The following is a 12,435-nucleotide window of genomic DNA, read 5'->3' as shown; positions in this document are numbered from 1 at the left end:
GGGGAAAGGCGGAGTTCGACGTGAGCGCCAACAGCAGACTGACCATCGCGGCGCATGCCCTGACATGGATCGGCCTGTATCAGCGGCGTGGCCACGAAGTCGCCACCTCCGAGCAGATCGCGACGAGCGTCAACACCAATCCGGTGGTGATCCGCCGCCTGCTGGGCGAGCTGCGCAAGGCCGGTCTGGCCGAGTCACGGCGGGGGGCGGGGGCAGGCTGGGTGCTCGCGCGAGACCTGGCGGCGATCACCCTGCTCGACGTCTACCAGGCGGTCGAACCGGGACCGCTCTTCGCCCTGCATCCCGCGACACCGGACCCCGAGTGCGTCGTGGGCCACGGCATCGGACCAGTGATGACCGCCGTGTACGACCATGTGGAGGCCGCTCTGCGCAGGGAGCTGGCCAGGACGACGCTGGAGGACGTGCTGCAGGACGTCTTGAAAGCCTCCTGATCCGGACCGCCGGCTTCCCTGACCGAAGGTGATCGCACTCCGCACATCACCGATGTAACCGAAATGGTTACATCAAGAATCGGAGCGCCTCATGGGACAGCCGGACGAGGCGCCGAATCGGCGAAGTGGCACGCATTCGACGCTCCGGGGCGTCTGAGCCGCGCACGTGCGACCGCCACCGGCGCAACGCCTGCGACACAACGACACAGCAAGGAGTGAGTCATGAAGAGCCGAATCCGGGCTCCCGACAGTCCACCTCGGCGCGCCGCGTGAAGGCGGGGCGCTCATGCAGTGCGGCGGGCCGCTGAGCGGCACGCACTGGCTGTTCCAGGGCTGAGGCCCGACCGGCACCTCAGGCAGACGAAGAGACAGCAGACGAAGAGACAAAGGACAAGGACAACGACGATGGCGACAGATGCTCAGACCTCGCGGGCCGTGGCCGAGAAGTTCCTGGAGCGCCTCGGCAGGCAGGACCCCGACGGCATCCAGGAACTGTTCGCCGAGGAGATCGACTGGCACGTCCCCGGCAGTGACGCGCTGCCCTGGACCGGGCGCCGTACGCGCCGGGAGGAGGTCGCGCCGTACTTCACCACGATGTGGCCGCACTTCGCGCACGGCAGGAGCAAGGTCGTGCTGGAGCGCGTCATCGTCGACGGTGGCGACGTGGTGCTGCTGGCGGTCTTCACGCATACCGCCGTGGCCAGCGGAAAGGAGTTCACCACACCGGTGGCCATGCACCTGGCCGTCGAGGACGGCCGGATCGTTCGCATGCACCTGTACGAGGACACGCTGACCGTCGCCGAGGCGTTCAACGCCGCCTGAGCGGGAGAGCACTCAGGTCCCCGCGGCACGGCCGGACGTGTACGTAGAGGGTCGGCGGAACACGGCCAAAACCGGATCGGACAGCAGAACTCGCCCTACGGCATGCTCCGCATCATCGTCGCGCTCATCCAGAACGGGCTGTACGCACATCAGGGATGGTCCGCGCCCAGCGCGGGCCACCCCTGAGATCGTTCGTCGCTCAGAGCCGACCAGCTGACGGTCGACCCTCGGCACTGGGCCCCGGCCCGAGGCCGGATTGTTCGCTCATGTCGAGCTCGCGCACGGTGGGGCACCACTCGGTCACCGGAAATTGGTCCTGAATACGCCCGCAGGATCGGATCCTATCGAGGGTACCGATTCCTGCCAGGCTGAGGGACATGACGACAACGGCAACGCGTTTCGACGGCCAGGTGCTCACCCCTGGCGACACCGGCTACGACACCGCCCGCACCATCTGGAACGCCATGATCGACCGGCGTCCGCGAATGATCGTCCGCGCGGCGAGCGTCGCCGACGTGGTCACCGCCGTACGGCTGGCCCGCGAGCAGGACCTCGAGATCGGCGTGCGCTGCGGCGGCCACAACGCCGCCGGCTTCGCCGTGCCCGACGGTGGTCTCATGATCGACCTCACGCCCATGGGCGGCGTGCGGGTCGATCCGGCCCGCCGCCGGGCACGGGTGCAGGGCGGCGCGCTGCTCGGTGCGCTGGACCGGGCGTCCCAGGCGTACGGCCTGGCCACCACCGCAGGCAACGTCTCCCACACCGGCGTCGGCGGGCTCACGCTCGGCGGCGGCATGGGCTGGCTGGCCCGCCAGTATGGCCTGGCCTGCGACAACGTCGCCTCCTACACGGTGGTCACCGCCGAGGGCGACGTGGTCACCGCGAGCCGCACCGAGAACCCCGACCTGTTCTGGGGCCTGCGCGGCGGTGGCGGCAACTTCGGCATCGTCACCGAATTCGAGTTCCGGTTGCACCACACCGGCACGCGGACGCTGGTCGCCGAGTCCGACTTCCGCGCCGAGGACGCCGTCCCGGTCATCGAGCGCTGGCGCGACCTGAACGCCGTCGCGCCCCGGCAGGCGACGTTCACCGCCAGCGTCGCGAGCTCTCCCGCCGGCCCGATCGCCACGCTGGGGTTCGTGTGGGTCGGCGACCCGGACGAGGGCCGCCGGCTGCTCCCCGCGATGGCCGCGCTCGGGCGTCCGACCGCCTCCCGCGTCACCACACCGTCCTACCTCGAACTGCAGCAGCGCGACGACTCCACCGGCGGCCACGCGTACCGCCGCTATTCCACGGGGCACTACCTGCGGAGCTTCCCCACCGCGGCGATCGAGGCCTTCCTGCTGCGCGGCCGCTCCGACCTGACCGCGAGCCCGGAGCTGCCGGGCGTCGGCCTGCAGGCTCACGGCGGCGCGATCAACGACGTCCCGGACGCGGACGCGGCGTTCAGCCACCGCGGCACGATGTTCGAGTTCGGCGCCGGCGCCCGCTGGACCGACCCGGCCGAGGACGACGCCAGGATGGGTGCGGCCCGCGCGGCCGGCGCCTCGCTCGAGCCGTACGCCAGCGGCGTCTACGTCAACTCGTTGTCGGCCGACGAACTGGCCGACGGGAAGCGCGGCGTGCGGCGGGCGTACTCGGCGGCGAAGCTGGCCCGGCTGACCGCTTTGAAGACCGCCTACGACCCGGCGAATGTCTTCCACCTGAACCAGAACATCCGCCCGGCCCAGTGACGGCGGCGCTGTGACGGGCCCGTCAGGATCCGTCCCGGATGGCCGCCGCCAGCAGCGCGACCCCTCGGCGATGGCGCTCTCGCTGAGGATGGCGTAGCCGAAGATCAGGCCACCGGGCCCGCTACCGGAGATCCGGAACCGCCCGACGCCCTGGATGCGGAGCCCGCGCCGGGCGGCGGCCGCCACCACCGCCGCCTCGTCGAGGCCGGGCGGGAGCCAGGCGACCACGTGCTGCCCGGCGGCGATCCCGGCCGGTCGCAGATCCGGCAGATGCGTGCGCAGCGCGTCCAGCAGCGCGTCACGCCGGCGCCGGTAGACCGGACGCATCCGGCGCAGGTGACGGTCGAACTCGCCGCGGCCGAGAAAGTCGGCGAACGTCAGCTGGTCGATGACCGACGAACCCCGGTCGGCGAGCAGCTTCGCCGACGCGACGTCGGCGACCAGGTGAGCGGGCACCACCATCCAGCCGAGCCGCAACCCCGGCGCGAGCGTCTTGCTGGCCGTGCCGCAGTAGACGACATGCTCGGGCGCCAGGCCCTGCATGGCGCCCACCGGAGACCGGTCGTAGCGGTACTCAGCGTCGTAGTCGTCCTCGATCACGATCGCGCCGCGGCGTCTCGCCCAGCGGATCGCCTCGGCCCTGGCCGCAGACGACAGCACCCCGCCGGTCGGCCACTGGTGCGACGGCGTGAGGACCAGCGCGTCGGCGTCGACCAGGTCGAGGGCCTCGACCTGAACGCCGTCCGGGCCCACCGGGATGCCGACCACGTCCAGACCCGCGGCCGCTGCGAGCACCCGGGCGTCGTCGTCGGACGACGGGTCCTCCAGGGCTATCCGCCTGGCGCCGCGCCGCGCGAGCACCTGGATCAGCAGCGAGATGCCCTGCCCATAGCCGTTGCAGACGACCACGTTGCCGGGGTCGGCCAGCGTGCCGCGCACCCGGTTGAGGTAGTCGCACAGGGCCTGCCGCAGTTCCGGCACCCCGCGCCCGTCGAGGTAGACGAACCGGTCGTTGGGTGTGGTGGTGAGCACGGTGCGCACCGAGCGCAGCCAGGCGGCCCGCGGAAACTGCGACACGTCGGTGCGCCCGTATCCGAAGTCGATCCTGAAGCCGGCATCACGGGGGTCCGGCTGCGCCGTCGCCGCCCCAGTGCCTGCGTCGGCTTCGGTAGCGGCCGGCGGCATCGACACGGCGACCTGGGTGTAACCCCCCGATCGGCTGGCGAGGTAGCCCTCGGCCACGAGCTGCTGGTAGGCCTCCACGACCACCCCGCGAGAAACCCCGAGCCCGGCCGCGAGGGTGCGGGTGGGAGGCAGCGACGCGCCCGCACGCAACCGGCCGGCCCGGATGCTCGCGCGGATGGACGCCTCGATCTGCCGGTGCAGTGGCACCCCGGCGTTGCGGTCCAGTTCGATGAGCAGGTCCTCGGCCGGGCCGGAGCCGGTCCTCAATCGCCCCACGGGATCGGACCCTACCCGGGCCGGCGCTGTCGGGGCTCGTCGCGGATGTGTTCGTTTTGTGAGGTTGTTCGACAGCCGAGCGCCTTTACAAAGTAGATCAGGAGAGGAACTCGCCGAGCAGACGGGCGACCTCGTCGGGGCGCTCCAGGCTCGGCAGGTGACCGGCCCAGTCGAGTTCGAGCAGTGTGGCGTCCGGCAGCCTCTCGGCCAGGTGACGCCCGCTCTCCCGGAAGTACGGCAGGTCGTGCCCGCCGGTGACCACCAGCGTGGGCGTGGTGACCACCGTCAGGTCGATCGGGTCCCTGCCCCGTTCGGGCTCGGGATCGGCGGCGAGCTGTACCTCGAACGCGTGCCGCTGCATCGCGGCCAGCCGCGTCCTGACCGGCTCGTCCGCCTCGGGACCCAGCCACGTGCGGACGTTGAGGTCCACCGCTCCTCCAACGTCGCCCGCCTCTATCAGCCGGTCCTCCTCCGTCCCGAACGCTTCCAGGTCGGGGGTCGGAGGCAGGCCGCAGCCCGCGTTCAGCAGCACGAGCCGCGAGACGAGGCCGGGATGCCCGGTCGCGAGCTCAAGCGCGACCCGCCCGCCGTACGACGATCCGACGAGCCCGACCTGGCGCAGCCCGAGGGCGGCGAGCAGGTCGGCGACGTCGCCGGCGTCCGTGTAGGGCCCGTCGGCGACGCACGGCGTGCGCCCGTGCCCCCGGAAGTCGAGCCGGATGACGCGGAACCGCTCGCCCAGCGGCTTCCACTGGGGATCCCACATGCCCGAGTCGGCGACGCCGGAGTGCAGCAGGACGACGGGCTCGCCGGAGCCGGTTTCCTCGTGCCAGACGGTCATCGGGCCTCCAAAGCGACGCGGACGCCGAGGGCGACCAGGACCGTCCCCGACACCTGTTCCAAACGGCGGCGGACCGCGGGCCTGCCGAGCACGGCGCCGGCCTGGCCGATCAGCCAGATCACCCCGACGTACCAGGCGACGTCCACGACCACCCAGATCACCGCGAGCATGGTCAGGGTCAGCGGCACATTGGCGCCCTGGGGCACGAACTGCGGCAGGAACGACATCGCGAACACGGCCGCCTTGGGATTGGCGCCGCAGGTGGCGAGCCCCAGGCCGTACGAGCGGCGCCATCCGCCGCGCGCCTCTCCCCCACCGTACGGCACGCCCGGGTCGAGCGCCTCCGGCGCCCGCCGGGCCTTCCACAGCGACTGCACGCCCATCACGATCAGCAGCGCGGCGCCCACCGCCTTCATGACGCCGTAGGCGACCTCCGAGGCCAGGACCAGCGCGGACAGACCGAACACGGCGGCCATCGCCCACAGGAAGATGCCCGTTTCGTTGCCGAGGAGCGCCGCCACACCGGACGAGCGCCCGGCCCTGAGCGTCTGTCTCAAGATCACCGCAGTGCTGACACCCGGGATCATCGCGAGCAGGAAACACGAACCGACGAAAGCGATCCAGATCATGCGCTCATGGTTTCGGCCGGGCTCCGAGCCCCGCAAGCGCATTACCAGCCGGTGCACCGCTCCGTGAGGTGGCTGTGCCTCCCCGGCGCGAGAAGGAGAAAAGGGGACTGTCCATCCCTTTCCACCTTCAACGTATAGCGTCCAGGGGGGCTTGCGGCAAGGCCCCCGCCGTGCCCCACAATCATCGGCCGGAAGCAGCGCCTGCGGAAAACGGGGGACGCGACGTGCGCGTTGCCGTCGACGCATGGGCCGCGCGGGGACTTCGTCACGCCGGTTCGGGCGCCTTGGTGCGTTGAACGGTCGCTAGCGACCCAGATCGGAGCTGATGACGTGAACCCGCTGCCCACCAGCGCGTTCGACCTTCCCGGCCACCTCTCCCACAAGGCCGATCCGAAGTTGGTCGCCGCCGACGAGCGGCACTTCGCGGCCATCGCGGAGAGCCTCGAACAGTCGATCGCCGACCTGGCCGGTCGCCTCGACGCCGAGCTCAAGGCGCCCGGCGGCAAGGGCAGGCAGGCGATGGACCGGGACCTGGAGGTCCATCGCCTGACCGCCCGCCTGCGCGTGCTGCGTCGTTTCGGTCTCGACCTGTGCCTCGGACACATGGTCGGCGAGGACGATCCCGAGCCCGTGTACATCGGACGGCTCGGCCTCACCGACAGCGCCGGTCGCCGGCTGCTGCTCGACTGGCGCTCCCCCGCGGCCGAGCCGTTCTTCGGCGCCACACACGCCAATCCGATGGGTCTGGCCAGCCGCCGCAGGTATCGCTGGACCCGGGGCCGGATCAGCGACTACTGGGACGAGGTGTTCACCCCGGACGGGTTCGAAGGGCACGCCGCGCTCGACGACCAGTCCGCTTTCATCGCGAGCCTGGGCGGCAGCCGGTCACCGCGGATGCGCGACGTGCTCGGCACCATCCAGGCCGACCAGGACGCCGTCATCCGCGCCGGGTCCCGGGGCGCCCTCGTCGTCGACGGCGGTCCGGGCACGGGGAAGACCGTCGTCGCCCTGCACCGCTCCGCCTATCTCCTCTACTCCGACCCTCGCGTCGGCCACCGCCGGGGCGGCGTACTGTTCGTCGGCCCGCACCAGCCCTACCTGGCGTACGTCGCCGACGTCCTGCCCAGCCTCGGCGAGGAGGGTGTGCAGACCTGCACCCTGCGGGACCTCGTCCCCGAGGGAGCGGCCGCGACGGTGGAGACCGACCCGGATGTGGCCCGCCTGAAGTCGTCCGCGGACCTGGTAAAGGCGATCGAGCCTGCCGTCAGGTTCTACGAGAATCCGCCCACCACGCCGATGACGGTCACGACCCCCTGGTCAAGCATCCCGGTCAGCGCCGACGACTGGGCCGAGGCGTTCGACGCACCCGACCCGGGCACTCCCCACAACGAGGCGCGTGACCAGATCTGGGCGGAACTGCTCACCATCCTGGTGGACAAGCACGACGGCGACGCGCCGGCCGACCTGGTCCGCAAGTCGCTGCTGCGCGACAGGGAACTGCTCACGACCTTCAACCGCGCCTGGCCGCTGATCGAGCCGGCCGACCTCGTCGGAGACCTGTGGTCGGTGCCCGCCTACCTGCGGTTGTGCGCACCGTGGCTCAGCCCCGACGAGGTGCGGAAGCTGCAGCGCGCGGACGCCCAGGCCTGGACGGTGTCCGACCTGCCGCTCCTCGACGCGGCGCGGCAGCGGCTCGGCGACCCGGAGGCGTCGCGACGCAGGCGACGCAGGGAGGCCGCGCTCGCCGCCCAGCGCGAGCACATGGCGCAGGTCGTCGAGAACCTGATCGAAGCCGACGACGACGGCGAGGGCCTGGTGACGCAGCTGCGCCGGGAGGACCTGCAGCGCAATCTGGTCGACGAGTCCGAGCTGCCCGCGCCCGACCCGGACCGGCTCGCCGGACCGTTCGCGCACGTCGTCGTGGACGAGGCGCAGGAGCTCACCGATGCGGAGTGGCAGATGCTGCTGCTCCGCTGCCCGTCCCGGAGCTTCACGATCGTCGGAGATCGCGCACAGGCCAGGCACGGGTTCACCGAGTCGTGGCAGGAACGGCTCAAGCGGATCGGGCTCGATCGGATCGAACTCGCCTCCCTGAGCATCAACTACCGGACGCCGGAAGAGGTCATGGCGGAGGCCGAGCCGGTCATCCGGGCCATGCTCCCGGACGCCAACGTGCCGGTCTCCGTCCGCAGCAGCGGCGTCCCCGTCAAGTACGGCTCGCTTTCGGAGCTGCGCTCGATCTTCGACAGTTGGCTCGCCGCCAATGCCGAGGGGACCGCCTGCGTCATCGGCCATCCCGCGTTCCAGGGCAGCGCGCGTGTCCGTTCGCTGTCCCCGGAACTGTCGAAGGGGCTCGAGTTCGACCTGGTCGTCCTCGTCGACCCGGAGAAGTTCGGCGAAGGCATCGAAGGGGCGGTCGACCGCTATGTCGCCATGACCAGGGCGACCCAGCGGCTCGTCATCCTCACGAGCTGACGTCTCGCCCGCGTACGGCGTCGATGCCGCGATGCCCGGGCTCCGACGACGGTGCCGCGCCCGCCCCTCCCGCTTGCCGCCACCGCCGGTCGCGCGGGCTCAGAACCGATAGCGGAGAATGCGTGCCCCTTGCCGGGACAAGGCCGTGCTGCGGGCGATGAGACGGCTCAGCGCGCGCAGGGGTTGCGGGAACAGGGCCGTTTCCGGTGCGCGGGTGACGAACTGTTCCTCGACCAGTTCGAGGCCGGCGTGCCAGGACTCCGGTTCGTGCGGGTCGTCGAAGCCCTGGGCGGCCTTGACGCCGAGCGCCTTGATCGTCGGGTGATATTTCATCGTCCAGGCGGCGAATCGCGTGTAGCCGTTGAGCGCGAGCTCGCCCGAAGGGAAGTGGCCGGTCAGCGCCCGGGTCAGCGCCCGGGTCAGCGACTGGAAGGAGTCGCCGGTCATGAAGGGGAACACCCCCTCGGCGACGATCATCGCCGGGCGGTCGCCGGGGACGGCTGTGATCCAGTCTGTACTGGTGAGGTCGGCTCCGACCAGGTGGGAAGGGCCGGGCAGGCACTCGGCCCGCAGGTCCACCACTTCCGGGAAGTCGATGTCGTACCAGTCGACGCCGGGCGGCGGAGCACAGCGGAACACCCGGGTGTCCAGGCCGCAGCCCAGGTCGAGCACCACGCATCCGGGATGAGCGGCCATGAAGGCGCGGACGACGTCGTCGAGCTTCTTGGTGCGCAGTGCCGTGCTGACGACGAGGCTGGGCTTGACCTTCAGCTTGCCGAAGTCGTAGTCGATGGTGCCTGCCAGGTCGGCGGCGAGCGTGTCGCCGAGGATCGGGCTGGGCCGTACGGCGTCCAGGGCCTTGGCGTAGAGAGTGAGGAGCGACGTTTCCTGGATCAGCCCGAGCTGGGGGTGCAGGCGGTGCATGGGGATTCCTTAACGGTGTAACGGATGACGGGCCGCGAGGTCCTGCAGCCACGTCAGGGAGTCGTGGGCGGCCTTGATGCGCTCGATGCGGTGCCCCTCGCCGCCCACGATGTCGAGCCCTTCGTCGGCGATCTCGCCGAACGCGCTCAGGCTTTCGAGCTTGCGCTGGATGACCTTCTGCCAGGCGTCGTCTTCGATGCGGTAGTAGGAGACGCGATCGCCGGGCCTTCTCACCTTCTTGACCAGGCCGATGGCCGTGAGGAAACGCATGTTCGAGGTGAGCGAAGCCCGGCTGGCCTGGATGACGTCCGCGATCTGGCCGGCGGACTGCTCGGCCGGATCGCAGATCATGAGCCAGCCGAGGATGCGCCCGGTGATGGGCGGCAGCCCCCACTCCTCGACGCAGAAGGCCGCCACCCGCTCCACCCAGCGGAGCAGCCGGTCCTGCTGTGCCTCAGTGCTCATCGTCGCGTCCTCCCTTGTCGATCGCGTGCCGGTTCCGTGTGCCGGTTCACTGTGCCATGGCGGCCACCGTCTCGGAGGTGGGTGTCGGGGTGATGTCCGCGAGGCACTTGGGCTCGCCCGCGCAGCGGGTGACGAGGCCGTTGAAGGCCACGCGTTCCATGGCGTGCTCCATAACTGGTTGCTAGTTGTTTCAACTCTGACTGAAATGTCTATCAATGTCAATCTTTGCTTGGAACGACCCTCGATCGCCCGCGGCGGCGACCGCGCGGACTCCGACCCGAATCCGGCCCGACGTGTCCGTACACGCAGGTTTGGAGCATTGCTCCAACATGGAGTACGGTTCCACTGTTGGAGCGATGTTCCAAGCGCTGCCCTCCGAGAGCCTCCGCCGGGCGGCCCTGGTCGAAGGAGCCTCGACGTGTACGACGTGGTGATCGTGGGGGCCGGCCCGGTGGGCCTGTTCCTCGCCGGTGAGCTGGCGCTGGCGGACTGCTCGGTCCTGGTGCTGGAGCGGGACGAGGAGCCGTCCACACCGTGGAAGACGCTCCCGCTGGGACTGCGGGGCCTGAACCCCGGATCGATGGAGACGTTCTACCGCCGCGGGATGCTGGGAGAGCTGCTGAAAGCCTCGGGCGCCGACGGGGCGCAGGTCGGCGCGGACCCCGGCGCGCGGGAGGCGCCCGCGCCTCGTGCCGTGAGCCATTTCGCGGGCATGCCGCTCGACCCGGCCGGCATCGACACCGCCGCCCTTCCGTTCCGGCTGCCCGGCCCGGCGATGGAGGGCATCATGACCAGCCTCGACGCGGTCTGCACGGTGCTGGCCGAGCGGGCGGCCCGGCTCGGCGTACAGGTCGTGCGGGGTGCTGCCGTCGAGGCCGTGACCCAGGACGGCGACACCGTCGTCGCCCGCGCAGGCGGGCGCGACCACCCGGCGCGCTGGCTCGTGGGATGCGACGGCGGGCGCAGCACGGTGCGCGAGCTCGCGGGCTTCCGCTTCGCCGGCACGCCGCCGCTGTTCACCGGCTACGTCGCCCACGTCACCTTTGCCGATCCGCATGCGCTGCGCCTGGGCTTCACCCTGACGCCGACCGGCATGTATCTGCGGACGCCCTTCGATGGACATCTGGGCATGATGGATTTCGACGGCGGCGCCTTCGATCGCTCGCAGCCGTTGACGCGCGAGCACCTTCAGACGGTCCTGCGCCGGGTCTCCGGCACCGACGCGACCATCACCGAGGTGCATCTCGCCTCCAGCTTCACCGACCGCGCGATGCAGGCCACGACCTACCGGCACGGCCGCGTCCTGCTCGCCGGCGACGCCGCCCACATCCACTCCCCGCTCGGCGGCCAGGGCCTCAACCTCGGCATCGGCGACGCCGTGAACCTCGGATGGAAGCTCGCCGCTACCGTCCACGGCACCGCGCCGGACGGCCTGCTCGACACCTACACCTCCGAACGCCACCCCGTCGGCGCGGCGATCCTCGACTGGTCACGCGCCCAGGTCGCGACCATGAACCCCGGCCCCAACGCCCCGGCCCTGCGACGCCTCGTCCACGATCTGCTCGCCACCCGCGACGGCACCACTCACGTGTTCCGCAGCACCTCGGGACTGTTCCATCGCTACGACCTGGGCGATGAGCACCCACTCGTCGGCCGGACCGCCCCGGACTTCCACTTCGCCGACGGCACCCGCCTCGGCGACCTGCTGCGCGAAGGACAGGGCGTCGCGCTCGACTTCACCACCGGCCAGTGCCTGCACGACGCGGCGACGAGCTGGAAGGACCGGATCCGCTACGCGGCCGGGCCGGTGCGCGACGACCTCGGATTCGGCGCCCTACTGATCCGGCCCGACGGCGTCGTCGCTTGGACCGGCGGACGCGACCCCGACCGCGAGGCGTTCCGGCACGCTGCGGCCCGCTGGTTCGGCGACCCGACCCTCATCGCGGCTTAGGAAGGGCTCGGCGCGGCCGAGGAGGCCCTGCAGACGAAGGCGCTACAGACGAAGGTTCTACGGACGAAGGTTCTACGGACCAAGGCACTGCAGAGCAAGGGCAGGTGACCCTGGCGCTCAAGAAGCGCCGCCTAACCCTGGCACTCCAAGAAACTCCGCGGGTCGATCCGCGGCGTCGGCGAGCGGGCTGATCCGCAATCGGGCGGCCGAAGTGGCGCGCCAATGGAACAGCGATGGAACAACGGCACGCTGTGAAGCGACCGTCAGGAACCGGTACTCCCCGCGCACGCTTCTTCCATGAACGGTTTCTCCCTTGAACCCGTGCCGAGCGAGGCGTCGTCAAGTCGTCAAAAGGGCGGTGTCTCGAGGTCGCGCTGGATGAAACTTGCTCCCGATTCGTCCTGTGATGTGCCGTTGTCCTGCGCTTCCCTGCCGCGACTGTCGGCATCGGCTGTCCGCTTTGTCTGCCTGCCCGCTGCTTGTGCCGGGGTTTCTGCGGGGGTTTGTGCTGGTGGGGTGGTGGGAGGGCATGGTGGGGCCATGATCGTGTCTGGTGCTCCGGGGAGGTCGGCGGGCAGGCGTCCGGGTGGGGCGTCGGGCCAGGTGCGGGGCTGGGGGTCGGGGACGGGCTGGATGATCTTCGGGAGTGGGCTGCGGTAGGGGTGTCCGAGTGGGCTGGTCC

The 12,435-nt window shown here is 70.7% G+C and carries 9 protein-coding genes and 1 pseudogene; 5 read left to right on the top strand and 5 right to left on the bottom strand.

The annotated features are described in order from the left end of the window. Positions 1-20: 20 nt before the first annotated feature. From FLV34_RS32560 to FLV34_RS32550, 3 genes are all read left to right on the top strand, one after another. On the top strand, positions 21-452 hold the full coding sequence (locus FLV34_RS32560; protein WP_147944918.1) for an Rrf2 family transcriptional regulator: 432 nt from the start codon (positions 21-23) through the stop codon (positions 450-452). Positions 453-857: 405 nt separating this feature from the next. Next, positions 858-1,274 carry a nuclear transport factor 2 family protein gene (locus tag FLV34_RS32555; protein ID WP_147944917.1) on the top strand — a complete coding sequence of 139 codons (417 nt, stop codon included), beginning with the start codon at positions 858-860 and terminating at the stop codon, positions 1,272-1,274. Positions 1,275-1,651: 377 nt separating this feature from the next. Beyond that, positions 1,652-3,007 (top strand): FAD-binding oxidoreductase, encoded by a 1,356-nt coding sequence (locus FLV34_RS32550; RefSeq protein WP_147944916.1) that lies wholly within the window; start codon positions 1,652-1,654, stop codon positions 3,005-3,007. Positions 3,008-3,289: 282 nt separating this feature from the next. On the opposite strand, the pseudogene FLV34_RS43475 reads toward FLV34_RS32550, so the two are convergent. From FLV34_RS43475 to FLV34_RS32535, 3 genes and pseudogenes are all read right to left on the bottom strand, one after another. Then, positions 3,290-4,399: pseudogene (locus FLV34_RS43475) on the bottom strand (PLP-dependent aminotransferase family protein); the annotation flags it as partial. A 166-nt stretch (positions 4,400-4,565) separates the two neighbouring features. Continuing rightward, on the bottom strand, positions 4,566-5,309 hold the full coding sequence (locus FLV34_RS32540; RefSeq protein WP_147944915.1) for an alpha/beta fold hydrolase: 744 nt from the start codon (positions 5,307-5,309) through the stop codon (positions 4,566-4,568). Further along, positions 5,306-5,938 (bottom strand): LysE family translocator, encoded by a 633-nt coding sequence (locus FLV34_RS32535; RefSeq protein ID WP_142651700.1) that lies wholly within the window; start codon positions 5,936-5,938, stop codon positions 5,306-5,308. The genes FLV34_RS32540 and FLV34_RS32535 overlap by 4 nt, the downstream gene beginning before the upstream one ends. Before the next feature lie 330 nt (positions 5,939-6,268). Between FLV34_RS32535 and helR the strand changes: the two genes are divergently transcribed. Then, positions 6,269-8,413 (top strand): RNA polymerase recycling motor ATPase HelR, encoded by a 2,145-nt coding sequence (helR, locus tag FLV34_RS32530; protein WP_147944914.1) that lies wholly within the window; start codon positions 6,269-6,271, stop codon positions 8,411-8,413. A gap of 99 nt (positions 8,414-8,512) precedes the next feature. Here the strand turns inward: helR and FLV34_RS32525 are convergent, their stop codons facing one another. Both FLV34_RS32525 and FLV34_RS32520 read right to left on the bottom strand, forming a co-directional pair. Beyond that, positions 8,513-9,337, bottom strand: a complete 825-nt coding sequence (locus FLV34_RS32525) for a class I SAM-dependent methyltransferase (protein ID WP_147944913.1) — start codon at positions 9,335-9,337, stop codon at positions 8,513-8,515. 9 nt (positions 9,338-9,346) lie between these two features. Continuing rightward, positions 9,347-9,802 (bottom strand): GbsR/MarR family transcriptional regulator, encoded by a 456-nt coding sequence (locus FLV34_RS32520; RefSeq protein ID WP_147944912.1) that lies wholly within the window; start codon positions 9,800-9,802, stop codon positions 9,347-9,349. A 418-nt stretch (positions 9,803-10,220) separates the two neighbouring features. Here FLV34_RS32520 and FLV34_RS32515 point away from each other — a divergent pair, with 418 nt between their 5' ends. Further along, positions 10,221-11,753 carry an FAD-dependent oxidoreductase gene (locus FLV34_RS32515; RefSeq protein ID WP_147944911.1) on the top strand — a complete coding sequence of 511 codons (1,533 nt, stop codon included), beginning with the start codon at positions 10,221-10,223 and terminating at the stop codon, positions 11,751-11,753. The last annotated feature ends 682 nt before the right edge of the window (positions 11,754-12,435 follow it).

It is taken from the genome of Microbispora sp. CSR-4 (assembly GCF_008033685.1).
GTDB lineage: Bacteria > Actinomycetota > Actinomycetes > Streptosporangiales > Streptosporangiaceae > Microbispora.
The sequence above is the reverse complement of the archived record's forward strand: the minus strand, read 5'-3'. Positions and strand labels throughout refer to the sequence as shown.